General features: G+C 36.2%; 25 protein-coding genes. 11 read left to right on the plus strand and 14 right to left on the minus strand.

What is annotated here, in order from left to right:
- The first annotated feature begins 36 nt into the window (after positions 1 to 36).
- Positions 37 to 813 carry an AraC family transcriptional regulator gene (locus tag G508_RS0101010; RefSeq protein WP_026703577.1) on the plus strand — a complete coding sequence of 259 codons (777 nt, stop codon included), beginning with the start codon at positions 37 to 39 and terminating at the stop codon, positions 811 to 813.
- 60 nt (positions 814 to 873) lie between these two features.
- A complete protein-coding gene (locus G508_RS0101015; protein ID WP_026703578.1) occupies positions 874 to 2,379 on the plus strand; it encodes a S41 family peptidase in 1,506 nt (501 codons plus the stop codon).
- Positions 2,380 to 2,383: 4 nt separating this feature from the next.
- Here the strand turns inward: G508_RS0101015 and G508_RS0101020 are convergent, their stop codons facing one another.
- Positions 2,384 to 2,902 (minus strand): CvpA family protein, encoded by a 519-nt coding sequence (locus tag G508_RS0101020; protein WP_026703579.1) that lies wholly within the window; start codon positions 2,900 to 2,902, stop codon positions 2,384 to 2,386.
- Between the two features lie 125 nt (positions 2,903 to 3,027).
- Here G508_RS0101020 and G508_RS0101025 point away from each other — a divergent pair, with 125 nt between their 5' ends.
- From G508_RS0101025 to G508_RS0101035, 3 genes are all read left to right on the plus strand, one after another.
- The gene (locus G508_RS0101025; RefSeq protein ID WP_026703580.1) at positions 3,028 to 3,384 is read left to right on the plus strand and encodes a hypothetical protein; all 357 of its coding nucleotides are present in this window, start codon (positions 3,028 to 3,030) and stop codon (positions 3,382 to 3,384) included.
- Positions 3,385 to 3,485: 101 nt separating this feature from the next.
- Positions 3,486 to 4,505, plus strand: coding sequence for a phenylalanine--tRNA ligase subunit alpha (pheS, locus tag G508_RS0101030; protein WP_026703581.1), 1,020 nt, complete (start codon positions 3,486 to 3,488; stop codon positions 4,503 to 4,505).
- 70 nt (positions 4,506 to 4,575) lie between these two features.
- On the plus strand, positions 4,576 to 4,983 hold the full coding sequence (locus tag G508_RS0101035; RefSeq protein WP_026703582.1) for a hypothetical protein: 408 nt from the start codon (positions 4,576 to 4,578) through the stop codon (positions 4,981 to 4,983).
- Positions 4,984 to 4,991: 8 nt separating this feature from the next.
- Here G508_RS0101035 and G508_RS0101040 read toward each other — a convergent pair whose 3' ends face one another.
- The 13 genes from G508_RS0101040 to hemA all read right to left on the minus strand — a co-directional run bounded on the left by G508_RS0101040 (position 4,992) and on the right by hemA (position 18,353).
- Positions 4,992 to 6,344 (minus strand): ankyrin repeat domain-containing protein, encoded by a 1,353-nt coding sequence (locus G508_RS0101040; RefSeq protein WP_026703583.1) that lies wholly within the window; start codon positions 6,342 to 6,344, stop codon positions 4,992 to 4,994.
- Positions 6,345 to 6,367: 23 nt separating this feature from the next.
- Positions 6,368 to 7,561 carry an ankyrin repeat domain-containing protein gene (locus G508_RS0101045; RefSeq protein ID WP_051197378.1) on the minus strand — a complete coding sequence of 398 codons (1,194 nt, stop codon included), beginning with the start codon at positions 7,559 to 7,561 and terminating at the stop codon, positions 6,368 to 6,370.
- A gap of 121 nt (positions 7,562 to 7,682) precedes the next feature.
- On the minus strand, positions 7,683 to 7,898 hold the full coding sequence (locus G508_RS0101050; RefSeq protein ID WP_026703585.1) for a hypothetical protein: 216 nt from the start codon (positions 7,896 to 7,898) through the stop codon (positions 7,683 to 7,685).
- 25 nt (positions 7,899 to 7,923) lie between these two features.
- Positions 7,924 to 8,919, minus strand: a complete 996-nt coding sequence (locus G508_RS0101055) for an NAD(P)H-dependent glycerol-3-phosphate dehydrogenase (protein ID WP_026703586.1) — start codon at positions 8,917 to 8,919, stop codon at positions 7,924 to 7,926.
- Positions 8,920 to 9,373: 454 nt separating this feature from the next.
- The gene (gene hemB / locus G508_RS0101065; protein ID WP_026703587.1) at positions 9,374 to 10,372 is read right to left on the minus strand and encodes a porphobilinogen synthase; all 999 of its coding nucleotides are present in this window, start codon (positions 10,370 to 10,372) and stop codon (positions 9,374 to 9,376) included.
- 84 nt (positions 10,373 to 10,456) lie between these two features.
- The gene (gene hemF, locus G508_RS0101070) at positions 10,457 to 11,365 is read right to left on the minus strand and encodes an oxygen-dependent coproporphyrinogen oxidase (RefSeq protein WP_026703588.1); all 909 of its coding nucleotides are present in this window, start codon (positions 11,363 to 11,365) and stop codon (positions 10,457 to 10,459) included.
- Positions 11,365 to 11,745 (minus strand): hypothetical protein, encoded by a 381-nt coding sequence (locus tag G508_RS0101075; RefSeq protein WP_026703589.1) that lies wholly within the window; start codon positions 11,743 to 11,745, stop codon positions 11,365 to 11,367. Before G508_RS0101075 ends, hemF begins: the two co-directional genes overlap by 1 nt.
- A gap of 11 nt (positions 11,746 to 11,756) precedes the next feature.
- Positions 11,757 to 12,782, minus strand: coding sequence for a uroporphyrinogen decarboxylase (gene hemE / locus G508_RS0101080; RefSeq protein WP_026703590.1), 1,026 nt, complete (start codon positions 12,780 to 12,782; stop codon positions 11,757 to 11,759).
- A gap of 20 nt (positions 12,783 to 12,802) precedes the next feature.
- Entirely contained in the window at positions 12,803 to 13,474 is a 672-nt protein-coding gene (locus tag G508_RS0101085; protein WP_026703591.1) for a uroporphyrinogen-III synthase, read from the minus strand.
- An 11-nt stretch (positions 13,475 to 13,485) separates the two neighbouring features.
- The gene (locus tag G508_RS0101090) at positions 13,486 to 14,172 is read right to left on the minus strand and encodes a potassium channel family protein (protein ID WP_026703592.1); all 687 of its coding nucleotides are present in this window, start codon (positions 14,170 to 14,172) and stop codon (positions 13,486 to 13,488) included.
- 11 nt (positions 14,173 to 14,183) lie between these two features.
- Positions 14,184 to 15,926 (minus strand): TrkH family potassium uptake protein, encoded by a 1,743-nt coding sequence (locus tag G508_RS0101095; protein WP_026703593.1) that lies wholly within the window; start codon positions 15,924 to 15,926, stop codon positions 14,184 to 14,186.
- A 192-nt stretch (positions 15,927 to 16,118) separates the two neighbouring features.
- Positions 16,119 to 17,045 carry a hydroxymethylbilane synthase gene (gene hemC / locus G508_RS0101100; RefSeq protein ID WP_026703594.1) on the minus strand — a complete coding sequence of 309 codons (927 nt, stop codon included), beginning with the start codon at positions 17,043 to 17,045 and terminating at the stop codon, positions 16,119 to 16,121.
- Positions 17,046 to 17,102: 57 nt separating this feature from the next.
- Positions 17,103 to 18,353, minus strand: a complete 1,251-nt coding sequence (hemA, locus tag G508_RS0101105; protein WP_026703595.1) for a glutamyl-tRNA reductase — start codon at positions 18,351 to 18,353, stop codon at positions 17,103 to 17,105.
- 228 nt (positions 18,354 to 18,581) lie between these two features.
- On the opposite strand from hemA, the gene G508_RS0101110 reads away from it, so the two are divergent.
- From G508_RS0101110 to G508_RS0101140, 6 genes are all read left to right on the plus strand, one after another.
- Positions 18,582 to 19,454, plus strand: a complete 873-nt coding sequence (locus G508_RS0101110; RefSeq protein WP_026703596.1) for an AraC family transcriptional regulator — start codon at positions 18,582 to 18,584, stop codon at positions 19,452 to 19,454.
- 97 nt (positions 19,455 to 19,551) lie between these two features.
- Positions 19,552 to 20,583: a ferrochelatase gene (gene hemH / locus G508_RS0101115; protein ID WP_026703597.1), complete on the plus strand. Its 1,032-nt coding sequence runs from the start codon at positions 19,552 to 19,554 to the stop codon at positions 20,581 to 20,583.
- Between the two features lies 1 nt (position 20,584).
- On the plus strand, positions 20,585 to 21,934 hold the full coding sequence (locus G508_RS0101120; protein WP_026703598.1) for an MATE family efflux transporter: 1,350 nt from the start codon (positions 20,585 to 20,587) through the stop codon (positions 21,932 to 21,934).
- Complete coding sequence (locus G508_RS0101125; protein ID WP_026703599.1) at positions 21,924 to 22,475, plus strand: CopD family protein; 552 nt, start codon at positions 21,924 to 21,926, stop codon at positions 22,473 to 22,475. Before G508_RS0101120 ends, G508_RS0101125 begins: the two co-directional genes overlap by 11 nt.
- A 57-nt stretch (positions 22,476 to 22,532) precedes the next feature.
- Complete coding sequence (locus tag G508_RS0101130) at positions 22,533 to 23,948, plus strand: ATP-binding protein (protein ID WP_084625893.1); 1,416 nt, start codon at positions 22,533 to 22,535, stop codon at positions 23,946 to 23,948.
- A 196-nt stretch (positions 23,949 to 24,144) separates the two neighbouring features.
- The gene (locus G508_RS0101140; protein WP_026703601.1) at positions 24,145 to 24,927 is read left to right on the plus strand and encodes an enoyl-CoA hydratase/isomerase family protein; all 783 of its coding nucleotides are present in this window, start codon (positions 24,145 to 24,147) and stop codon (positions 24,925 to 24,927) included.
- The last annotated feature ends 13 nt before the right edge of the window (positions 24,928 to 24,940 follow it).

The raw sequence follows: 24,940 nt of genomic DNA on the forward strand, positions 1-24,940 counted from the left end.
TCGTATTTCCGAACGAAGACAAAAAACCAAAAGCAAATGAAATTTGATGGTCTAGAATACATCTCGATTGAACATCAAACAACGGAATTTCCGAAGCATTTTCACGAAACGTTTTGCATTTCGCTCATTCATTTAGGTACCGAGCAAATTGATTTTGAAAACAATAGTCTTTTTTGCGAAGCCGGAAGTATTTCCATCACCAATCCCTATGAAATACATTCAAATCCTCTAATAGATGTGAAGGCTCCTTTAAAGTTTGACACCATTTATATTCCAAATGAGATTATGAAATATGGCCTTGATGGCAAGAATATTATTTTTTTAAATAGAAAAATTAGCAGTAAAAAAGCCAATCAATACTTCCTAAATTTAAAAAATGCCATCGAAAGCCAGAATGATTTAGAAATTGATTTCTGCCTAAAACAATTTACAAAAGCAATTCATTCTTATTCGCAAGAAAACAAAGAAGAATATCAAACCTTGAACTTCAGTAGCTTTCGCGAAATCAATACTTTTGTCGAAAATAATATCCAGAATCGATTTAGCTTGGATGAACTTTCGGCATTGGCTAACATCAATAAATTTGGCTTTGTCAAAAAATTTAAAGCTTCGACAGGAATGACGCCAATGCATTATATTTTGATGAAAAAAATATTTTCCAGCAAAAAGCTATTGGATCAAAATACCGACCTGACCGAAATTGCTTATCATTATAACTTTACTGATTTAGCTCATTATTCGAAGACTTTCAAGCGATTTATTGGTGTGTCGCCAACAAAATATAAAGACGAGTTTTCAAAAAAATTAAATTAACCAATATTATACAAGCGCCATTGTTTGCATCGATTTACATTTGAAGAAATTTAAAATCAGATGAAACCATTTTTCTATATCGCATTTTTCCTGTTTTCAAATCTTGCTTTTTCTCAGTCGATTGATGCGTTATTTCCGCAGAAAAAGATGCAAAAGGATTTGGCAATTTTTAAAGATTTACGCAAAAAAGCAAATTCAGGCCTTTACAAATACCGAACTGAAAAACAGATTGACAGTATTTATTCTTGGGCCGAAAAGGAAATTAAAAACTTATCTACCTATAGAGATTTCTATACTTTAATTAGCCAACTTACCAATTTTGAAGGCAGTTTACACAATGACACTTGGCTTCCCGAAAAAGTTATTGAGAATTTACGGAAAGAGCAATCCGGTTACTTTCCTTTCCCTATAAAATGGATTGAAGGAAAATGGTTAGTAAATTTTGAAAATGAAGAAATTCCTTTAGGTGCTGAAATTATAGCAATTAATAAAATTCCAATTGCTGAAATTATTTCAAATCTAGCTAAATATTATACTACAGATGGCGATAATCTGACAGGCAAAAAAATAGGCATTCGAACGCATTTTGCAAAATATTTCAGATTGCAGTATGGGTTGAAAGATCAATTTATTGTTGGTTATATAATGCCAAATGCAGAAGAAATAGTGACCAAGACCATTTCGAGCATAAGTTATAAGGACTATTACACAAACTTTCAAAATCGCTTTTCAAAAGCTTACGACCAAATTTATTATGCCGATTTAGCAGACAATCAGAAATATAATTTTAAAAAACTAGATTCTTTAACGGCGAAGTTGACGATTTATTCGTTTAATATAGGTGACGAAAAATCGAAAGAACATGCCGAATATGTAAAGTTTCTAGATAGTGTTTTCATCCAAATAAAGAAGGATAATATAAAAAATCTAATCGTTGATGTTCGTCAAAACGGCGGTGGGACAGACCCAAATGACCTTGTTACTTATTCCTATTTGACCCAAAGAAATTTCCAAGAAAATAAAAAAGCATGGATTAGCTTTAGGAAGATTCCTTTGTTGAAGTATTACAACAGCAAGGCACCAAAATTTATTCGACCTTTTTTTGTGGGTAAATTCAACAAAGAATTCCAAGAGATTTTTCCTGTCGAAGATAATAACCGCTTTTATCAAAATGAAAGCAGCAACGACCACAGAATTTGGACACCAAATCCAAATGCTTTTAAAGGAAAAATTTATCTGCTTGTAAGTCCTGCAGTAGCTTCAGCCGGAAGTTTATTTGCCTCGATGGTGGCGGGAAACGAAAGTACGATAACCGTTGGCGAAGAAACTATGGGCGGCTATTATGGACATAACGGCCACACTCCTTTAGAATATAAGTTACCCAAATCAAAAATAGTAACGCAATTTTCGGTGGTAAATTTAGAACAAGATGTACCTAAAAAAGAGAATCAAATGAAAAATAGAGGTATAATTCCAGATTATTATGTGGTTCAAACTTACCAAGATTATTTAAATCAAACCGACACTCAACTGAATTTTGTTTATGATTTGATAAAGAAGAATTGAATTTTCAGTTTTCAGGTTTATCATCTTCTTTGAACTCCATAAACCAATTTTCAAGAGCCGGATAGACCAATCCAGATATTTCTAAAGTTGGATAATATATCAAGGATTCCACTAAAGTTGCTTTTGAAACAAGTTCCGTTTTTTCATTGAATTTATGAAAGAAATGAAGCGATACACTCAAAATCAAGATGGTTTTCAATAGGCCAAAAAAACCTCCCCCAATTTTATTGAATATCCCTAAACTTGCAAAATTAGCCAAGGTGGTAAAGGCTTTCGCCAAAACCGTAATGCCAACTACAACCAAAATAAAGGTCAGTACAAAAGCCATAATCTGAACCGTTTTTGGCGACCAAGACACGTGACTTTCAATAATGGATTGGGTCAGAAATGAAAACTTAATGGCAATATAAATCCCTAAAATCAGCGAAACAAAAGAAGCTAGTTCTACAAAAAAGCCATTCCAAACACCTCGGATAATGCCGTAAAGTAGGAAACCGCCAAGGATAACATCAAATAAATTCATACTAAAAGATAAAACAGCCAAGATAAAAGACTTTAGCAGAAAAACAAAACACAAAACCTATCTTTGCAAACTAATTTTGATGTTTCGGAGTTAACTGATAACTCATAACTCATAACTTTGAATCAATGTCTAGAGATATACAACTAAAAGAACGATGGGAAAGACTCGTCGAAATATTATCCAATCAATTTTCGCAAGGCGAAGATCTAGATTTGGATGCGATTATTTACCTGATTGGCGTTCAGGAATTGGGAAAAGTACACCGTACTTTCAAGAAAGACGAGAAACTCAACCTGATGCACATTGCCATTTGTCGACTTCTTGAACCCTATGGCTTTTATGAATTTGAACATTTCGATAACGACGGTTGGCCTCATTATAAAGTAAAAGAAGCGTTACCACCTTTAAAAGCAGGCGAACAATCGGTTTTGATGAAGGAAGCCATCGTTAGTTACTTTCTTGAAAAAGAATTAATCGATTAGTTTAAAAAAGGTTTCAAGGCGATTTTTTTCTACAATATGCTTCAACTTTAAACCTTAAACTTTAAACAAATTCCTTAAATTTGCACCTTTACAAAAAGACGATGATAGACAAGATTAAAGAATATATTGGCGAAGCCCAAGCTTTTCAAACTGATAACAAGCAAACACTCGAAGAATTTAGAATCAAATTCCTAGGAAGCAAAGGTCTTTTGAAAGACTTGTTTGCCGAATTCAAGAATGTTCCGAACGAACAAAAAAAAGAATTTGGTCAAGTAATCAACGCTTTGAAAAATGCTGCCGAGGAAAAAGTAAAATCTATTCAGGAATCTCTTGAAAGCAAGGAAGAAACCAAAGGCATTTATGGCGATTTGACACGTCCAGGCGAACCTTTGTCCATCGGTTCTCGTCACCCTATTTCATTGGTGAAAAACCAAATTATAGACATCTTTTCCACCATCGGATTCAACGTTTCCGAAGGTCCGGAAATAGAAGACGATTGGCACAATTTTACCGCCTTGAACCTTCCAGAATACCACCCGGCTCGCGACATGCAGGATACCTTTTTTATCCAAACCAATCCCGATGTTTTGTTGAGAACCCATACTTCGTCTGTTCAGGTGCGTTATATGGAAAACAACAAACCGCCAATCCGCACCATTTCTCCAGGACGCGTTTTCCGTAATGAAGCCGTTTCTTCACGTTCGCACTGTATTTTCCATCAAGTAGAAGGTTTGTATATTGACAAAGATGTTTCGTTTGCCGATCTAAAGCAGACGCTTTTATATTTCACGAAAGAGATGTTCGGAAAATCAAAAATCCGTCTTCGCCCGTCCTATTTTCCTTTTACAGAACCAAGTGCGGAAATCGACATTTATTGGGGCTTGAAAACCGAAACCGATTATAGAATCACAAAAGGAACAGGTTGGTTAGAAATTGGAGGTTGCGGAATGGTTGACCCGAACGTACTTAAAAATTGTGGCATCAATTCAGATGAATTCACCGGTTTTGCCTTCGGAATGGGAGTTGAACGAATCGCAATGCTCTTGCACCAAATCGGCGACATCCGTATGTTCTACGAAAACGATATCCGTTTCTTGGAACAATTCAAATCGAGTATATAAAAAAGTTTGAAGTTTAAGGTTTAACGTTAGCTCGTAACCTTAAACTTCAAACTTTTCATTTTTTTTAATTATGAAAAAAGACATCATCATCCCAAAAGTAGAAAACGTTTTTATGGCAGCCGTTCAAGAATGGAACGACGACTTCATGGAAAAAGTTTGGTACATGTATTTGGTAAACGACTCTGACTTTGATTTGGATAGTGTGATGGTCGTTTCAAAAGCTTTCGGAACCATTGATGGCGAAATGAAGAAAACATCGCTTCTCCGTCATGCTTTTGTAAAAGTTCCCGCTGTTTCTGTAGTAAAAGTAGAAATGGTTGAGAAAAGTGTCTTGGCTTTGAACAACGAATTCATGGTTACCTATTTTATCGGCAGTACCTTATACGATAAAAAATTCACCTTCAGAACCAACACCATCAACGAAAAAGCCACTGAAGAAGTGCCGATTCTATTCGTTAATGGCGTGATTGTAAGATAGTTTCAAGATTACCCGTTTAAAATTTTATTTTTTTCGGAATCAAACTCTTCTTGCGATAAAACTCCAACATCCAAAAGATCTTTTAAATCTAACAAAGCTTGTTTTTTTGAAGCCATATCATTTTTGGGTACTTCTTGCTCTATAACTTTTTCTGTATTGGTTGGAACTGCTGATTTTGCAGTATTTGAGGGACTAAATTTCAACAACACCTCCGTGATCTCATTAAATCCTTTGATGTTAGAATAATCAATTGCTTTTTGCTCCTTTGTATTTACTATTGAAGCATCGGCCTCTTTTTCGAGCAATAATTTTACCATATCTTTTCTGCCATTTGCTGAAGCATAATGCAAAGCTGTATTGCCACTTTCATCCTGAATATTGACGTTTGCTCCTCTATCTAAAAGCAATTTTACCATACTCAAATGACCACTTTTTGCTCCGACATGTAGCATACTTTCACCACCATATTCATAGGTCGTGCTTAAAGAAAAACTGCTTGAAATACTTAAGCTATTTGCTGTTTCTACCCATTCGAGATAGGAATTCATTGAGGTTTCGTTACCTGAAATAGGTTTTGCATAGTTTACATCAACTCCGTTTTCTATAAACAATTCCACAATTTCCTTTTGGTTGTTGGCACATGCATACCAGACTGGCGATAATCCGGTTTTTGATGACACAAAAACATCAGCTCCTTTTTCAACCAAAAATTTAGTCAACATTCTATTACCATCATAGCATGCCAAAAGCAAAGCATTTTCACCAGCATGATTCACATGATTGATTGTGGCACCATTTTCTAAAAGCAGCTCCACCATTGGCTGATTTTTAGACTTCACGGCAAAAAGCAATGGCGAATTTCCTTGTTTATCTGTTGTATTTACATTTGCTCCATTTGCTAAAAGCTTTTGAACAATTTCCTTGTTTCGCCAACTTGCCGCAATAAGCAAAGGTGTTTCGGCTTCATTGTTTTCAATATCAACTTCAAAGCCTTGTTCCAACAACTTTTCCATGATTTCTATTTGCCCCGTTTGAGCAACAAGATGCAAAAGACTATTCCCTTTATAATCTTTTATTGCGGTTTTTGCTCCTTTTTCTAATAAAAAAAGAGCGGTTTGTTTTTGTTTTTGCAAACAGGCAAAATAAAAAGGTGTTTCTCCTGCATGGTCTTCATAGTCCATGTCGGCTCCTTCACTGATAAGCATTTGCACCAAATCTAAATAGCCACGATGCGAGGCATAATGCAAGGCTGTTCTTCCTTTTTCATCCGTATAAGTAACATCTACTTCCTTATTTGCCAATAAAAGTTCGGCTATTTTTCTTTTTCCACCTTCACAGGCAATAATAAATGACATTGACATAGCTATTATTTTTTTTTGATTTATTATTGATTTTTCATCAACAACTCTACGGTTTTAATTTTCAGATTGTCATCCGATGCTAACATTAAAGCGGTCTGATCTTTATCGTTAGTAATAGATGTGTCGGCTCCGTTTTCTAGTAATAATTTTACTTTTCTATAGGTTTCTTTCGCCTTTTCTGCTTCATAATTCACATTGTAAGCACAAACTTTATGCAAAAGCGTATTCCCACTATTGTCTTGACGATTGACATCAATTACTCCTGTATCGAAAACCGTTTGTAGTATTTCTGATGATTTTTCAGCAATCAAATCAAGTGGCGTTTTCTCTTCTCCATAATACATACTTGGTTGATAAACATCGGCTCCATCTTCAATTAGTTTTTTTAGCAATTCGAGATACCTTTCAGATGTTCCGCTCATCATTCGAGTATATTCGAATAAAAGTGTCACTTGATCTCTGTTTACAAGATCGAATTCTGGCGTATCAATTTCTCGCATGATTTCATACATTTCTAAATCAAGCTGATGGGCAACAGCATAAAAGAATGCGGTATTTCCAGATTTATCTGTATGATTTGGGTTAGCTCCATTTTGCAAGAGCAAAGCTAAAAATTGTTTTTTATGAAATTTTACAGCCGTTATCAGTGCGGTTTCTTGCACAATATTAGGTGCGTCAATATCTAAACCTTCATTTATTAACAGCTCTATATAAGATGCAGCCAAATCATATTGATCTTCATAGGTCAGATCGAATCGGCTTAAATTAGTTTTTACAATTTGCTGGATAAAATTTTCTTCGGCATTGTTTTTAAAGTTAACATCACAACCAGCATCTATCAAAATTTTAATGTTTTCTAGAGATGCTCCTTTTTCAAAAAAGTAACCCAACAATGTTTTTGTAGCAACCTCATCATTCAGATTATCAAATTTTGAAATAAATTCCTTGAAAAAGGCTATTGATTCTTCATCATTTTTGAGATAACGTGTGACGCTTTGAAAAATACTTTTATCGAAACTATCAAATTCATAAACATCCGTTTCGATGGTTTTGTCTTTTATAAAATGTAGAAGGATTTCAAACTGTTTTTCTTGAAATAGCTTGTCGAAAAGTTGCGACTTATTGAAATCATTGATTGTTTTCGAAAGTTTATCGCCAGTGGTAAGAAGTTCAAGTGCGTTCGAAAAATTGTTAGAGTTTATGGCTTGTTCGATCATGTTGTTATTTTTTGCGTTTATTTATACATAAGTACAAATTTTTTATAACACAAAAAAATAAAACTGAAAAAAATATTAAGACATTGAGAAACTTACAAATGGCCTAGTTATCAAAAAATAGTTATTTTTCTGATCTTTTAACCTTGGCTCTCCAGTTGATATATCCCAATAAAAAAATTCCTACTATCAAAAAGGTGACCATCCTGAAATAAAACTGTCCTGAAACAAGCTGTTCTACCAAAGGATGCTCCTTCATTTCAAACAAAGCCATGAAAACAGTCATAAAAATTCCCCAGAATCCTCCAGTTTTAAGTTGGTATTTCCATCTTTCGCTCATGCCCTTTGATTTAAGATTTTTAAAATTAATCTAACTTGTCCGTTAGTTTCTTGAAAACTTTTTTAGCTTCTTTTCCTTCATATAAAATGCTATAAACCGCATCGATAATTGGGGTTTTCGCACCATATTCTTGATTTAATTGGTAGGCACTTTTTGTAGCATAATAACCTTCGGCAACCATACTCATTTCCATCATGGCTGATTTTACAGTATAGCCTTTCCCAATCATATTTCCGAACATCCTATTTCTAGAAAATACCGAATAGCCTGTAACCAATAAATCGCCCAAATAGGCCGAATTATTGATATTACGTTTCATTTTATGTACCTTTCGGATGAATTTCTTCATTTCTCGAATTCCGTTGCTCATCAAAACCGACTGGAAATTGTCGCCATAGCCCAAACCATGAGCCATTCCGGCTGCAATTGCATAGATGTTTTTTAGCATTGCTGCATATTCAGTTCCGATAATATCATCGGTGATTTTCGCCTTGATATAATTTCCAGATAAACATTTGGCTACAATCTTGGCTTTTGCGGCATCCCCACAGGCAATAGTCAAGTAGGACAATCGCTCAAGAGCAACTTCTTCTGCGTGACAAGGTCCTGTTATGACACCGATATTCTCATATTCGATATCGTATTTTTCATGAAAATGTTCGCCAACAATGAGGCTTGTTTCTGGGACAATTCCCTTTATCGCAGAAAAAATTACTTTTCCTTTCAGGCTTGCGGTTAGTTTTTGCAATTCGCCATTCAAGAAAGCCGATGGAATTGCAAAGACGATATAATCTGCATAAGCAACAGCTTCATTGATGTCACTTGTGAGTTTCAATTTATTGACATTGAATTCTACAGAACTCAAATAATTTGGGTTGTGATGGTATTGCTGTATGTGTTCGATTGCATCGGTATTTCGCATATACCATGCGATTTCAGGGACATTCACACATAACATTTTGGCGATTGCTGTTGCCCAGCTTCCACCACCAATTACTGCAAATTTTGGATATTCTGTCATTGTTTGGTTTTTTAGCACGTCAAAATTACTAATTAGCTTCAAAAATACTTAAAATACTGCTAAGAACACTGATTTTACCTCCTAAGAATGTATTTAAGGATATAAATTTTAACTCAAAATTGTGATTATCAGTACAATGTAGCAAAATGTTCTGCGTTAATATAATTGTAAGTAGCGAAGTGGTTATCCTGCTTATCTAGAAAAAAATAATTTAGTTAGTTAAGATTTTGTTTTTGGTGTTTTGAAAAAGGCACTCCTGAATAAATCCAGGAGTGCCTTTTGAATTTTAGGGAAGTTTAAAAAGTGCCTATAGTTTTTCTCCCGAAGCTTCGGGATAGCCCTGATGGTGCCATTGTTTGAGCTCTTGCAACTGCCGTAAGAGCTGTTGCAAAGCGAGTGGCTCCAGCAGGAACATGGTTTCCAAAAATGCCCTACCCTTTCGCTCCAAATTATATTATTGCTGGTTTAAAAGTATAGCAGCTTCCTTGGCAAAATAAGTGGAAATTAAACTTGCACCTGCTCTTTTGATGCACATTAATTGTTCCATCATGATCTTGTCGTGGTCGAGCCAGCCTCTTTCGGAAGCGGCTTTTATCATGGCATATTCGCCGGAAACATGGAAAACGGTAACGGGAACATTTACGGCGTTTTTGACTTCGCGGACGATGTCGAGGTAGGCAATTCCGGGTTTTACCATGACCATATCGGCACCTTCTTCGACGTCCCACAAGGCTTCTTTGATGGCTTCGAGGCGGTTTGCATAATCCATCTGGTAGGTTTTCTTGTCTTTTGGCACTACTATATCGGCTTCTTTTGGAGCTGAATCCAGAGCGTCACGAAACGGACCGTAAAAAGCAGAAGCATATTTAGCGGAGTAACTCATAATTCCAACATTTTGAAAACCTGCTGCATCAAGGCCTTGTCGCAAACGCAAAACTCTACCGTCCATCATGTCGCTTGGTGCTACAAAATCAGCTCCGGCTTGAGCGTGCGAAACGGCCATTTTTACAAGGGCTTCGTTGGTGGCATCATTGGCAATATCACCATTTTCGATGATGCCGTCATGACCATAAATCGAATACGGATCTAGGGCAACATCGGGCATGACAATCATTTCGGGACAGGCGGTTTTGATGGCCTTGATGGCTTGTTGCATGAGTCCGTTTGGGTTCCAGGCTTCTTTTCCAGTGTTGTCTTTTAGGGATTCATCGACTTTTACATAGATGTTTACGGCACGGATTCCGAGTGCAAAGAGTTCTTTGACTTCCTCGACCGTTAAATCGATAGAACGGCGAAAAATTCCGGGCATGGAAGGGATTTTTACTTTGTAGTTTTCGCCTTCGGCTATGAACATTGGGAACATAAAATCTTGTGGACTTAATGTTGTTTCGCGGACTAATGAACGAATAGATTCGTTTGTTCGTAATCTTCTACCTCTTTGTAATGGGAACATAATGATTTATGATTTTAGATTGTTGATTTTAGATTTTAGATGGTTGTAGATTTCGTTACTTCTGAAATCAGAATTCAAAAATCCTCAATCTTCAATCCAGTTTATCGGATTTTCTAATACTTGAATTAATTTTTCTTCCGGGCTTCCTTTTTCGGGATGATGGTCATAAACCCATTGCACATGTGGTGGCAAGCTCATTAGGATGCTTTCGATTCGGCCGTTGGTTTTTAATCCGAAAAGGGTTCCTTTGTCGTGAACCAGATTGAATTCGACATATCTTCCACGACGGATTTCCTGCCAGTTTTTTTGTTCTGGGGTATAGTCTAAATTTTTTCTTCTTTCTACGATTGGAACATAGGCTTCGAGAAAACTGTCGCCAACTTCGGTTACGAAATTGTACCAGTCTTCCATTGACATCTCTTCATTTGCCTTGCAATAATCGAAAAATAAACCGCCGATTCCTCGGGCTTCGTTTCGATGTGCATTCCAAAAATAGGCATCACATTGCTTTTTATATTTTGGATAGAATCCTGGATTATGCTTGTCACAGACAGTTTTACAGGTTTGGTGAAAATGTTTGGCATCTTCTTCAAACAGATAATACGGCGTTAAATCTTGTCCGCCTCCGAACCATTGCTGGATGATGTTTCCGTTCTCGTCATACATTTCAAAATAACGCCAATTGGCATGAACCGTTGGGGTCATTGGATTTTTTGGGTGAATGACCAAGCTTAATCCACAGGCAAAAAAATCGGCTTCGCCAACATTGAACATTTTTTGCATGGCTTCGGGCAATTTTCCGTGAACTGCAGAGATGTTGACACCTCCTTTTTCGATAACTTTTCCGTTTTCGATGACACGTGTTCTTCCTCCTCCACCTTCTGGTCGTTCCCAAATGTCTTCGCGGAATTTGGCTTCGCCATCGACTTTTTCGAGTCCGGCGACAATGGTGTCTTGGAGGTTTTGTATGTATTGGTAGAATTTATTTTTCATTATACTGTTCCTTTTACCGAAGCTATCTTATTAAAAATTTCAAACGAAAACGTCTTGCTTTCCGATTGAATATAATTGTAAACGACTAATGCCTTTTCTTTTAGGTTGGATTTTTCTTCTGGTAATTTATTTGAAAAAACAACCAATAAATCGGCAAATTGTTCTGCATTTTCCCAATCAAAATGAAACTTATCGAGATGCGAAACTAGATCTTCCGAAGAAAAATTCAGTAACGTTTCCAGATTTAATCCAAGAAATTTCAATTGGTTTTCTATTTCATCTTTATCAAAGTATGGAACATAGATCAGTTCGTTCAGCTTTTTTAGAATGTTGCTGATTCGCTCGCTTTCTTGATCTCGTAATCCTTTGTTGAGTGGCATTTGTTTGAGATTTACTGATTATACTCCTTCACAGCATCCACAAAAGCTTTCGCATGATCAACAGGAATATTCGGCAAGATTCCATGTCCTAAATTGACGATATATTTGTCTTTTCCGAATTCGTCGATCATTTGATGCACCATTTTTTTGATGGTTGGGATTGGCGAAAGCAATCTCGAAGGATCGAAATTTCCTTGCAAAGTGATGTTTCCACCAGAAAGATATCTCGCATTTCGTGGTGAACACGTCCAATCTACTCCGAGGGCCGAAGCCTTGCTTTTTCCCATTTCGCCAAGTGCAAACCAGCACCCTTTTCCGAAAACAATCACGTGAGTCTCTTCTGCCAAAGCCTCAACAATTTGGTTGATGTATTTCCAAGAAAACTCCTGATAATCAACTGGTGAAAGCATTCCGCCCCATGAATCAAAAATTTGAACAGCATTCACACCTGCTTTTACTTTTTCTTTCAAGTAGGCAATTGTCGTGTCAGTGATTTTTTGCAATAAAACGTGTGCGGCTTCTGGATGTGTAAAGCAAAATCCTTTTGCCATATCGAAACTTTTCGAGCCTTTTCCTTCCACTGCATAACAGAAAATCGTCCAAGGCGAACCTGCAAAACCAATCAAAGGTACTTCGTCATTCAGCATTTCTTTGGTCAATTTAATCGCATCCATTACATAACCTAACGTTTCGTGAATATTAGGAACTATCACTTTTTCTACATCTTGTGGTGTGCGAATTGGATTCGGCAAGAATGGGCCAACGCTTTCCTTCATCAATACTTCGATTCCCATTGCTTGTGGCACCACCAAGATGTCAGAAAATAAAATTGCCGCATCTGGAGCAATTCTTCTAATTGGTTGAACCGTAATTTCAGAAGCCAATTCTGGCGTTTGGCAACGGGTGAAGAAATCATATTTGTCGCGCAAAGCTATGAATTCTGGCAAATATCTTCCGGCTTGACGCATCATCCAAACTGGCGGACGTTGAACAGTTTCTCCTCTTAATGCTTTTAGAAATAGGTCGTTTTTTATCATGATATTTTATTACTATGCTGTTATTTAAATTCGTTTATACATTGGATAATCGTGTTTTCAACCGTCGGCTGATTAGCGATTATGATATTTCTTGTGGTTTTTTCTAATGCTTCGGCCGTTGTATTCCCGATACAAAAGCAAATTTCTTTTTTTATTTTATTGTCTTTCAGATAACTTTCTACAGCTGATGGACTGAAAAATAATATTCCATCTACTGGTGCATTTATTTTTTGTGGTGTCAAATGTGTTTCATACACTTCGATTTCATTGAACTTGATATTGGCTTCTTTTAGAAAGCTTGGCAAGGTATCTCTACGAAGGTTCCCGCTGAAAAAAGTAAAACTTTCTTTTGCATAAATCAAGGCGATGATTTCAGCTAAATCTGCAGCATAACCTGTATAAACAATTACGTTGAAGCCATTTTCCTCTAATAAAGCTTTGGTTTTTAATCCTACACAAAAAACATTTTTTTCACGAAGCTTCGGAAGTAATTCCTTTGCATTTTCAAATAGACTATGAACGGCATTTTGACTTGTGAAAATTAAATTATCGTTGCTATCTTTTAGTTCAAAAGGCTTGTTTTCTGTTTTAATAAAATCGGCTTCGATGAGATTGAAATTCGCATTCAGCAGAAATTGCTTCTGATTGCTCAAAAGTTTTTTTGTAGAGAGTATGCGGATTTGGTTTTGCATTTTTCTAGAATTTATTTGCAATCGCAATAAAATGAAATATTTTTATTTTCTCCAAAAACAACTAGGATATCATCTTCCAATAACACGGTTTCAGGTTGTGGCAAACCAATGGTTTCCTTGACGATAGACTTTTTCCCAATTAGATTTACTTTTTCCCTTTTTCGAATTATTGTAATCAAATTCAAGTGATATTTGTCGATTGTATTTAATTCCGCCAAAGTTTTTCCGTGAAATTCAGGTTTTGATTTTACTTCGGATATTGTATAATTGTTGTCCAGCTGATAATTTTCAAGAGTAGTTTTAAAATTGATTTGCTTGGTCAATCTATCGGCAGATTCCTGTTCAGGATGCACAATGCTGTGAATTCCCATGGCTTCCAAAACTGTATCGTGAATAGGCGAAAGTGCCCTACTGATGATTTTTACATCCGATAATTTCTTGATAATAGCTGTCGTGATAATTGCAGCACCCTCGTTTTCTCCGATCGCCACCACCACCTTATCTGCATCTTTTAAAGGCAAAGCTTCGTAGGCCAATTCGTTGGTAGAATCCATACAAATTACATGCGAAATTTTGTCTTTCACTAAATTTACTTTATCCATTTGGCGGTCAACCCCTATCACTTCATTGCCTGTTTCTGTGAGGCTTAAAGCCAAAGACATACCGAAATTTCCAAGACCAAAAACTATAATTTTCATTTCAATCGGTTTTAGTTAATTAAAATATTTTCTTTTGGATATTCATAAAATTGATGGTTGATTTGGCGTAGCATTCCAATCATCAAGTTGAGCATTCCAATTCTTCCTATAAACATTGTGGCTATTAATATATATTTGCTTGGTTCTGTAATTGTGGGTGTAAAATTCAGCGACAATCCAACGGTGCTGTAGGCTGAAAAACATTCAAATACAACCGTTAACAAATCAGTTCCTTCTGGTTCAAAAATCAACAACCCCAAGATGGCAAATCCAATGACTATCAATGAAATACAAAGAATGGCAAAGGCTCTCGAAGTCGATTCGCTAGAAATTCTTCGTCCAAAAAGTTGAATCCTGCTTTTTCCTGTTGCAATTGCAAAAATATTGAGCGTTGCCAATGCAAACGTACTGGTTTTTATTCCCCCACCTGTTGAAGCGGGTGAGGCTCCAACCCACATCAAGAAGATAATGAAAAGTAGCGAAGGTACTCTCATTTCAGTATAATCGATTGTATTGAAACCTGCCGTTCTTGGCGTTACCGCGTGAAAAGCACTAGTTGTAATTTTTCCAAAAACAGTTTCATGTTCCAAAAGTGTATTATTCCTTTCCAATAAATAAAGGCATAAAAATCCACCAAGCAATAAAATTACGGTAGTATAGAGTACGATTTTAGTATTGAGGGTTACGATTCGGTTTTTTTTATGAATAATTTTCTTTTGGAACAATTCTAAAATATAATTCTTCAAATAGGAATAAAAATTAAAAATAATCGAATAGCCCAAACCTCCAAAAACAATGAGCCCCATAATGATCCAATGGAAATAATAATCATAAAACAGATGACTTTCGCTCATTCCGTTGCTCAAAGTCGAAAAACCAGCATTACAAAAAGCAGAAATCGAGTGAAATATGGAAAAAAATAATTTATTAGTAATTTCCGTGTTCGCTGATATTGAAGAATAGATGAAAATAGCCCCTATTATTTCGACTGAAAGTGTAAAAACAACGATGTTTAGAGCCACTTTTAAAACGTCTTTAAGGTTGTCATGTGAAGTAAAATCTTTTACATTTAGTCCTTCCCTAAACGAAGAACTTCCTCTGAAGAAAAAAGAAAAGAAAGACGTAAAAGTCAATATTCCCAATCCGCCAATTTGGATTAGGCAAAGTAAAATGGTTTGTCCTAAAACAGTAAATGTAGAGGAAACATTAAGCACACTAAGTCCAGTGACACAAACTGCACTGGTGGCGGTAAAAAGAGCATCCGTAAAAGTGATGCTGCCGTTAGTCGCCTTTGGAAGCATCAATAAAAAAGCTCCCAAAAGGATAATTACAAAAAAGCTTCCAACAAAAACAATAGCAGGATTATAATATATTTCATAAATATACCGTACCAAAATCATGAGGCGGATAATAAAATAAATAATAAGTCCCGCTTCTAAAATAGGTCTTATTAATTTCAATACATCTAAATAATGCAAATCAATATTTACAATGGCTGTAATTATGGAAACAAACAAAAGCAATCCAATAATAAAGGTATTAAAAAGGGCGACTTTTTTCCGGCCAGAGGTTGTATAATAGTGAAATTTATATACATTGAAAACGAGCAAAGCTACTGTAATGACAACTAAACCTATAAATTTTGGAGTTTTATATAAATCATGAACACTGTATCCGAAATCAAATACCAAATAAGTCAAGACGATTAAATCGAAGAAACGGTAGATGAATTTAAGGATAGAGTCTTTTTGCACAATACAGGTTTATGTTGAAGATGTTTTTTATTCTTTTTTACTTTACAAATATCGGTAATTTTATTCCGAAGTTTTATAAATAGCCCCGACTGGAAGGAAAATCCTTTTTATTTTTTTAAAGAAAAAAAATAAAAAGATTTGGGAGGAAGGCGGGAATATGGTTTAAACAAATGCCTAGTGCCTCGCTCCTAATTATTTTTGTAACGACTGTTTTATATTTTTCATTAACTCTTTGCCACCATTGTTCAGGATTTCCTGAGCCATGTGATACCCCAATTTCTTCCATTCTTCAATAGGAACCACTTTCTCTATCCCGATTTTTTCCTTTCCGTCTATAGACAACAAAACGCCTTTTAGAGTAATCGTATCATCGTTTTCATTATAAGTTGCCAAAGCTCCAATTGGTGCTGTACAACCACCTTCGAGGGTTTTTAGGAATTGTCTTTCGATATAGGTGCAAATTTCGGTTTCAATATCATTCAATTCTGAAACGGCTTCGCGAGTAAAACTATCTTCCGCCATTGCCACCACAACCATTGCTCCTTGAGCTGGTGCGGGAATCATCCAGTCCAGATCTATAAAATCGCCCGGTTTCAGGTTGATTCTTTCGAGTCCGGCAGCTGCAAAAACAGCTCCGCTCCAATCGCTATCGTTTAGTTTTTGCATTCGGGTATTCACGTTTCCACGTAAATCTACCACATTATGATTGGGATATTTGTTGAGCCATTGTGCCTGACGGCGAAGGCTTCCGGTTGCTATTGTGCCTACATCTGAAAGAAAATCGAGATTGCCTTTGTGTACCAAAATATCCAGGACATTGGCTCTTTCTAAAACGGCTGCCTGAACAATCCCAACAGGCAAAGCCGTCGGAACATCTTTCATCGAATGAACGGCAATATCAACTTGACCGTTGATCATGGCGATATCTAATGTTTTGGTGAAAATTCCGGTGATTCCGAGTTCGTAAAGAGGTTTATCTAGAATGATGTCGCCTTGTGATTTTACGGCTATGATTTCGGTTTTATAGCCTAGATCATTTAGTTTTTTTTCAACTGTATGGGCTTGCCAAAGTGCTAATTCACTATCTCGTGTCCCGATTCTTATAACTTTTTGAACCATTGGTTTTGTTTTCGAACCATTAGTCCCGAAGTATCAGGAAAGGCTCATTAAGTTTAGTTATCTTGCTTCAATTTGAAATACTTTCTCAATCCATTCAATACTTTCATCCACCATTGTGTTGTCATCTTTGAGGTGATTTGCAAAATGCGTGGTAATCTTCTGGATGATTCTTGCACTTATTATTTCGGCTTGTTCTTCGTTGAAGTTGGATATTTTTTTGCTTTGGAAATCCAATTCTGAATTTTTAATCGCATTCAGCTTTTCTTTTAAAGCATGAATCGTTGGAGCAAATTTTCTAGCTTTTGTCCAAGTAATAAATTCTTCCTTTATATCTTCGATAATGGCTTCGGCAGCTGGAATATGGGATTTTCTCTTTTCAAGAGTTTCATCCGTCATTTGAGCCAAATGATCCATGTGAATCAAGGTAACTCCATCCAATTCCTTCACATCTTCGTTTACATTTTTAGGAATGGATAGATCTAAAATCAATAAAGGCTTTTTTAAGTTCAAAATCGCCTTATCAACTGTTGGATTTTGAGCTCCGGTGGCCACCACAACGATATCTGCATTTTGAAGTTCCAAATGCAATTCTGAATAATCTTTAACGATAAGATTCAATTTTCCGGCCAATTTTTCGGCTTTATCTTTCGTTCTGTTGATGAGGGTGATGTGCTCGTTTTTAGTATGTTTTACTAAATTTTCGCAGGTATTTCTGCCGATTTTACCTGTTCCGAAAAGCAAGATATTTTTAGAACTGATATTTTCTACATTCCTGATAATATATTGAACCGAAGCAAAAGAAACAGATGTAGCTCCCGAACTGATTTCGGTTTCATTTTTGATTCTTTTACTCGCTTGAATGACAGCATTGATCAATCTGTCTAAAAAAGTATTGATTAAGCCAAAGGATCTTGACTCGGCAAAACTAGTTTTAACCTGACTGATGATTTCAAAATCACCTAGAATCTGACTATCCAAACCAGTTCCTACACGAAACATGTGGTTGATGGCTTCCTGGTTTTTATAAACAAAACCTACTTTTTGAAACTCCTCAACTGTTCCTAAACTGTTTTCGCAGATTAATTTAATTAATTGAAAAGGGTGCTCTGCAAAACCATAAATTTCGGTTCTATTGCAAGTGGACGTTACGATCAAACTTTCTATACCTTCACTTTTTGCCTGTTCGAGCAAACGTGTTTTGGCTTTCGCATCTAAACTAAATTTCCCTCTAACTTCGGCATCCGCTTTTTTATAGCTGAGTCCTACCGAATAGAAATATTGATGCTTTGATAAGTTATTATTTTCCATATATACACTTTTCCAGAAAGTTCAACAAAATTATCATTATACCTTTTATAAAAGTAACGCTGTAAGGACTATTTGTATCGCTTAGAGATATTTTAAACCAAAATGCCTGAAACAACGTAAATTCTATTAAATTTGTACTGAAATCAAGTCTTTGCAAATACCTTATGTAGAATAATTCTAAATAGATTTGAACTTGGTTTCAAAAAACATATACGAAAAAATATCGCTATGGGTTCTCAAGAAGAAATAAAAATTGAAGAAGATTTTATTTTGATTCGTTTTCAGAATGATACAAATGAAGTTTTTCGCGTAGAAAGACCTATAAATCAAGGGTTGATACAATTTCACTTTGGTATAAAAGGAAAAGCAAAATTTATCTTCAATCAAGGAAATTATGCCTTGGATTTGAAAGAAGAGAAGTCATTATTGCTTTATAATCCGCAAAAAGAATTGCCATTAAATTTAGAATTGGCACCTAACTCTTGGGTTATTTCGGTCATTATTTCCATCAAAAAGTTCCATGCTTTGTTTTCTTCCGAAGCCGATTATATTACTTTTTTGAGTGAAGATAACAAGGATAAGAAATACTATAACGAAGGCAATATCAATCCCTCAATGGCGATTGTTTTGAGCCAATTGTTTCATTTCAATCTTCATCCCTCCATAAAAAATCTTTACTATAAAGGGAAAGGCTATGAATTGTTGAGTCTTTATTTCAATAGAACCGAAGACCCAAATGCAGAACAATGTCCGTTTTTGATTGATGAAGATAACGTCCTAAAAATCCGAAAAGCAAAAGATATCGTCATCGCCAATATGGCTGAACCTCCAGGATTGCAAGAATTGGCCGATCAAGTTGGTTTGAACTTGAAAAAACTAAAAATGGGATTCAAGCAAATTTATGGCGACACGGTGTATGGTTTTCTGTTTGATTATAAGATGGATTTCGCCCGAAAACTGCTTGATTCGGGTTCCTATAATGTAAATGAAGTAGGCCTGAAAATCGGCTACAGCACGGGAAGTCATTTTATTGCAGCTTTCAAAAAGAAGTATGCCACGACTCCGAAAAAATATTTGATGTCAATCAATCCAAATACCTAATAGGATAGATTCCGTATATTAAACAATAAATAAAATATAGTTAACCCCTATCAGTAAAAAAGCCAGCTTGCTTACTTTTACATAAAACAAAAAAACAATGAAAGGCGTATTATTAGTAAACCTAGGTTCCCCAAAAAGTCCAGACCCAAAAGACGTAAAGCCATATTTAGATGAATTTTTAATGGACAAATATGTGATAGATGTTCCCTTTTTATTGAGAGCCTTGCTAGTTCGAGGTATTATTTTGAGAAAACGTCCCGAAGAATCGGCTCACGCTTATAAGAAAATTTGGTGGGACGAAGGTTCGCCTTTAATGGTCCTTTCTGAAAGAATGACCAAAAAAGTTCAGGCAAAAACCGAAATTCCAGTCGCTTTGGCGATGCGTTATGGCGAAATGACAATAGAAAAAGGCTTGCAGGAATTGCACAATAAAGGTGTTACTGAAGTTTTACTTTTTCCATTGTATCCCCAATATGCAATGGCTTCAACATTGACGATTTTAGTATTGGCCGAAAAAATCCGAAAAGAGAAATTTCCGCAGATGAAGTTCACAGATGTTCCTGCTTTTTACAACAAACCTGATTATATCAAAAACCTTTCGGATTTAATCCAAAAAAGTTTGGAAGGATACGAGTATGACCAACTGGTTTTTTCGTATCACGGAATTCCAGAACGCCATATCAGAAAAACGGATGTAACGAAATCACATTGCAAAATTGATGGATCTTGTTGCAACACGCCTTCTGCAGCTCATGCTTTTTGCTACCGTCATCAATGTTATGAAACCACAAGATTGGTTGTAGAACAATTGCAAATCCCGAAAGATAAATATTGTCAAACGTTCCAATCGAGATTGGCTGGCGATAAATGGCTCGACCCTTACACAGATGTCGAAATTGATAAAATGCCATCAAGAGGAATCAAGAAAATTGCCGTTGTAACTCCAGCTTTTGTTACTGATTGTTTGGAAACTTTGGAAGAAATCGCCATGAGAGCCAAGGAAGATTTTGAGGCAAATGGTGGTGAAGAATTCTTGGCAATCCCATGTTTAAATGATAATGACGAATGGATTCAAACGGTTACCAACTGGATTGAAGAATGGGCTGTAGCCGAAACTGTAACAGCATAAAATGGCAGTTTCCTCGGAAGAATTAGGTTCTAAGGACATTAAAAAATTGCTTGTTCAGCAAGCCGTTCCATCATCAATCGGAATATTATTTATGTCGGTTAATATCTTGGTGGACACTATTTTCGTTGGACAATGGATTGGTTCATTGGCAATTGCAGCCGTGACCGTCGTTTTGCCCATCACGTTCCTGATTTCTTCTTTAGGTATGGCAATTGGTGTTGGAGGCGGCTCGGTACTTTCAAGAGCTTTAGGTTCGAACAACAAGGAAAAAGCCCTTTTTACATTTGCCAATCAAATCATGATGACGTTTTTACTGGCGTCAGTTTTTGTCATTTTCGGAATCTTCTTTAGCGATGAAATGTTGGCACTCTTTGGAGCAAAAGGCAATATTGTGGCTCCAGCCAAAGAATTTTTCCTTCCCATAATTATCAGTGTTCCGTTTCTTGCACTTTGCATGATGGGAAACAACGTTATTCGGGCTGAAGGCAAAGCAAAATTTGCCATGTTCGCAATGATCATTCCGGCTTTCGTCAACATTTTTTTGGATATTATTTTTATTAAAATCATGAATATGGGAATGCTGGGAGCGGCTTTGGCTACAGCCATATCCTATTTCACCTGTTTCCTTTTTGTACTTTGGTTTTTTGTCTATAAAAGTGAATTGAGATTAGAATTGCGACATTTTAAATTTCAATTTCCGTTAGTAAAGGAAATCACGGAGTTGAGTTTCGTTACCTTTTCCCGTCAAGGTGTCGTGAGTATTTTATCGATAATCCTCAACCACACCTTGTATGTTCATGGAGGAGAACATTCCGTTGCCGTTTATGGAATTATTAGCCGAATGTTGATGTTTGCCTTATTCCCGATTTTAGGGATTACGCAAGGATTTTTACCGATTGCAGGCTATAATTATGGCGCTAAAAATTATGATCGTGTTAAGCAAAGTGTCATCATTTCGATACAATATGCTGCACTTTTAGCAACCGTGATTTTTGTGGTCATTTTGGTTTTGGCTAAGCCAATAGTTACCGTTTTTACAAATGATACAAAAGTTATCGCCGAAACACCAAATGCCTTGAGATGGGTTTTTGCGGCTTCGCCAATTATCGCCATTCAATTAATTGGAGCGGCTTATTTTCAAGCCGCCGGAAAAGCAAAAAAGGCATTGTTTCTCACGTTGACCAAGCAAGGATTCTTCTTGATTCCGCTGGTACTGATTTTACCCAATTTTTTTGGTATTTTTGGTGTGTGGGTCGCTTTCCCGATTGCGGATATTTTATCGACAATTATCACAGCCTATTTTTTGAAGAAAGAAATGAACACGGTTTTAATACATCAAAATGGACTATAACTATCTAAAATCCCTGCATTTAATTTTTGTAATCACATGGTTTTCTGGATTATTCTATATTGTCCGCCTATTTGTTTACCAAATCGAAGCGTCCCAAAAACCATCTCCCGAAAAGGAAATTTTGCAAAAGCAATATAAAATAATGACCTACAGATTGTGGTACATCATCACTTGGCCTTCAGCAATTTTAGCTAGTATTTTTGCTTTTTGGATGCTGTTTTTCACCGATCTAGGAAACGCTTGGCTCAAGATGCCTTGGATGCACGTGAAGCTTGGCTTTGTTTTTGTGCTGTATTTGTATCATTTAAAATGCCATCAAATTTACCTTCAATTGCAAAAAGACGAAGTAAAACATTCATCAAATTTTATGCGATTGTGGAATGAAGGAGCCACCATCATCCTTTTTGCTGTCGTATTTTTAGTGATTTTAAAAAGTGCTGTCAACTGGATTTTTGGAGTAGTCGGAATCATTTTATTTTCGGTAATTATAATGTTAGGATTCAAATTCTATAAAAAAATCCGCCAGCGAAATCAATCATAAATGCTAAAAAACGTCAAAATAAAACGCGTATCACTACGAATCAGGATCTTTCTCTCGATGATTGTCCTCACGTTGATAGCATCGGTTTTAATGGCATCCATCTCTATTTTTCAATTCAAAAACGAAGCAAAAGATTACCACCAAGAACGTTTAGAACGAAAGGAAAATGCCATCAAAGAGCATATCAATTTTATTTTGGCCACCACAACTTATCCGCTTACGGAAGACAATTTGCCTTTAATCTTCAAAGACAAAATCCATGAATTGGCCGATATTCACAGCCTCCAGATTAATATTTATAGCCTTAAAGGCAAACTATTAAAATCCTCGAAAGCCTCTTTTTCAATTGATACAATCGCTCCGCCAGTTCCAGAATATATCCTGAAATTGGTGCAATCCTCAATGGAAAAAAGATATGTGGACGTTAAAAATATCGACGGAAAAAAATACCGCTCTTCCTTTAGCCAAATCAAGGATTTAAAGTTCAAACCGCTCGGAATTCTGAACCTTCCTTATATTGAAGACGATGGTTTTTATGACCGCGAGCTCAAGAATTTCCTTATCCGTCTGGGTCAGGTTTACTCGTTTATGTTGATTATCGCCTTCGCTTTGGCCTATTTTCTTTCGAGTTACATTACCAAATCACTCAAATCCATTTCCGATAAAATCACACTGACCAGCTTGAACCAAAAAAACGAAAAAATAGAACTCGACGACAGTTCCCAAGAAGTAAGCCTTTTGATAAATGCCTATAACGGAATGGTCGATAAACTCGAGGAAAGTGCCTTGAAATTAGCACAAAGTGAGCGAGAACAAGCCTGGCGAGACATGGCAAAACAAGTTGCACATGAAATCAAAAATCCGCTGACGCCAATGCGATTGACGGTTCAGAATTTCCAACGAAAATTTGACCCAAATGATGCAGAAGTGAAACAAAAAGTCAAGGATTATTCCGAAACTTTGATACAGCAAATCGACACGATGAGTTCCGTAGCTTCGGCATTTTCAAATTTTGCATCCATGCCAGCTCAACAAAATGAAACCCTAAATGTGGTAAATATTGTAGAACTGACGCTTGAAATTTTCAACGAAGATTATATCTTTTTTCATTCAGAAGAAAAAGAAATCATCACCATTATGGATCGAACACAACTCATCCGTATCATCACAAATTTGGTTAAAAACGGCATCCAAGCTATCCCAGATAATCAGGAAAACAAAGCCATCATTGTTACCGTGAAAAGAGTAGACGACACGGTTTTGATCAACGTTGAAGACAACGGAATTGGAATCGAAAACGAAAATATCTCTCGTATTTTCGAACCAAAATTCACGACAAAAAATAGTGGAATGGGACTCGGACTCGGCATCATTAAAAACATCATAGAAAATTATAAAGGTAGCATCACTTTTGATAGCGAATTCGGAAAAGGAACAACATTTACGGTTTCGCTTCCTATAATTAATGAGTAAGATTCGGAGCAATCCCGAAGCTTCGGGAGCTTGGGCATTTGTTCAATCCGTATTCCCGCGTTCCATTGCAATCCTTTTCATTTTTAAAGAAAAAATAAAAAGGATTTCCATTACAATCGGGGCTATTTAAATAAATTTTTAGAACTTTGGAATCTTTCACGATCACAATATCGAATATATAATCAAAAATAAAATCATGAGCTACGAAAATATTTTAGTTGCCACCGAAAACAACATCACCACAATTACCATCAATCGTCCAACAAAGCTAAATGCGTTAAACAAGGCCACTATTGCCGAATTGCACCAAGCTTTCAAGGAAGCCGAAGCCGATACCGCAACCAGAGTTGTAGTCCTAACAGGTTCTGGCGAAAAAGCCTTTGTAGCAGGAGCTGACATTTCAGAATTTGCCAATTTCTCTGTAGAAGAAGGAGCTCAGTTGGCACAACAAGGACAAGAACTGTTATTCGATTTTGTAGAAAATCTTAAAACACCTGTAATTGCAGCCGTTAATGGTTTTGCACTTGGTGGCGGATTAGAATTGGCTATGTCGTGTCATTTTAGAGTAGCTTCGGAGAATGCAAAAATGGGTTTGCCAGAAGTTTCTTTAGGAGTAATTCCAGGATATGGTGGAACACAACGTTTGCCACAATTGGTAGGAAAAGGAAAAGCAATGGAAATGATCATGACCGCTGGAATGCTCAATGCCGATGAAGCAAAACAATACGGATTGGTCAATTATGTTGTAGCACAGGCCGAACTTTTAGAATTTTGCAACAGCATCGCCCAAAAGATTATTAAAAATTCTCCCGTAGCGATTTCAAAAGCGATAAAAGCAATCAATGCTAACTTTAAAGACGGCGTGAATGGTTATGAAACCGAAATAAAAGCTTTTGGTTATTGCTTTGGAACCGAAGATTTCAAGGAAGGAACGACAGCTTTTCTCGAGAAAAGAAAGGCAGAATTTTCTGGAAAATAAATAAAATTGAATC

This window comes from Flavobacterium soli DSM 19725 (genome assembly GCF_000422705.1).
Taxonomy (GTDB): domain Bacteria; phylum Bacteroidota; class Bacteroidia; order Flavobacteriales; family Flavobacteriaceae; genus Flavobacterium; species Flavobacterium soli.

Bases quoted from the DNA above. Each gene is read 5' to 3' on its own strand.
- G508_RS0101125 (WP_026703599.1), top strand. From the start codon at position 21,924: ATGGACTATAACTATCTAAAATCCCTGCATTTAATTTTTGTAATCACA.
- hemB (WP_026703587.1), bottom strand. From the start codon at position 10,372: ATGTTCCCATTACAAAGAGGTAGAAGATTACGAACAAACGAATCTATT.
- G508_RS0101140 (WP_026703601.1), top strand. From the start codon at position 24,145: ATGAGCTACGAAAATATTTTAGTTGCCACCGAAAACAACATCACCACA.
- G508_RS0101040 (WP_026703583.1), bottom strand. From the start codon at position 6,344: ATGTCAATGTCATTTATTATTGCCTGTGAAGGTGGAAAAAGAAAAATA.
- G508_RS0101010 (WP_026703577.1), top strand. From the start codon at position 37: ATGAAATTTGATGGTCTAGAATACATCTCGATTGAACATCAAACAACG.
- G508_RS0101020 (WP_026703579.1), bottom strand. From the start codon at position 2,902: ATGAATTTATTTGATGTTATCCTTGGCGGTTTCCTACTTTACGGCATT.
- G508_RS0101045 (WP_051197378.1), bottom strand. From the start codon at position 7,561: ATGATCGAACAAGCCATAAACTCTAACAATTTTTCGAACGCACTTGAA.
- G508_RS0101025 (WP_026703580.1), top strand. From the start codon at position 3,028: ATGTCTAGAGATATACAACTAAAAGAACGATGGGAAAGACTCGTCGAA.
- hemH (WP_026703597.1), top strand. From the start codon at position 19,552: ATGAAAGGCGTATTATTAGTAAACCTAGGTTCCCCAAAAAGTCCAGAC.
- hemA (WP_026703595.1), bottom strand. From the start codon at position 18,353: ATGGAAAATAATAACTTATCAAAGCATCAATATTTCTATTCGGTAGGA.
- hemC (WP_026703594.1), bottom strand. From the start codon at position 17,045: ATGGTTCAAAAAGTTATAAGAATCGGGACACGAGATAGTGAATTAGCA.
- G508_RS0101075 (WP_026703589.1), bottom strand. From the start codon at position 11,745: ATGCCACTCAACAAAGGATTACGAGATCAAGAAAGCGAGCGAATCAGC.
- hemF (WP_026703588.1), bottom strand. From the start codon at position 11,365: ATGAAAAATAAATTCTACCAATACATACAAAACCTCCAAGACACCATT.
- G508_RS0101085 (WP_026703591.1), bottom strand. From the start codon at position 13,474: ATGCAAAACCAAATCCGCATACTCTCTACAAAAAAACTTTTGAGCAAT.
- G508_RS0101050 (WP_026703585.1), bottom strand. From the start codon at position 7,898: ATGAGCGAAAGATGGAAATACCAACTTAAAACTGGAGGATTCTGGGGA.
- pheS (WP_026703581.1), top strand. From the start codon at position 3,486: ATGATAGACAAGATTAAAGAATATATTGGCGAAGCCCAAGCTTTTCAA.
- G508_RS0101090 (WP_026703592.1), bottom strand. From the start codon at position 14,172: ATGAAAATTATAGTTTTTGGTCTTGGAAATTTCGGTATGTCTTTGGCT.
- G508_RS0101110 (WP_026703596.1), top strand. From the start codon at position 18,582: ATGGGTTCTCAAGAAGAAATAAAAATTGAAGAAGATTTTATTTTGATT.
- G508_RS0101130 (WP_084625893.1), top strand. From the start codon at position 22,533: ATGATTGTCCTCACGTTGATAGCATCGGTTTTAATGGCATCCATCTCT.
- G508_RS0101015 (WP_026703578.1), top strand. From the start codon at position 874: ATGAAACCATTTTTCTATATCGCATTTTTCCTGTTTTCAAATCTTGCT.
- G508_RS0101120 (WP_026703598.1), top strand. From the start codon at position 20,585: ATGGCAGTTTCCTCGGAAGAATTAGGTTCTAAGGACATTAAAAAATTG.
- G508_RS0101035 (WP_026703582.1), top strand. From the start codon at position 4,576: ATGAAAAAAGACATCATCATCCCAAAAGTAGAAAACGTTTTTATGGCA.
- hemE (WP_026703590.1), bottom strand. From the start codon at position 12,782: ATGATAAAAAACGACCTATTTCTAAAAGCATTAAGAGGAGAAACTGTT.
- G508_RS0101055 (WP_026703586.1), bottom strand. From the start codon at position 8,919: ATGACAGAATATCCAAAATTTGCAGTAATTGGTGGTGGAAGCTGGGCA.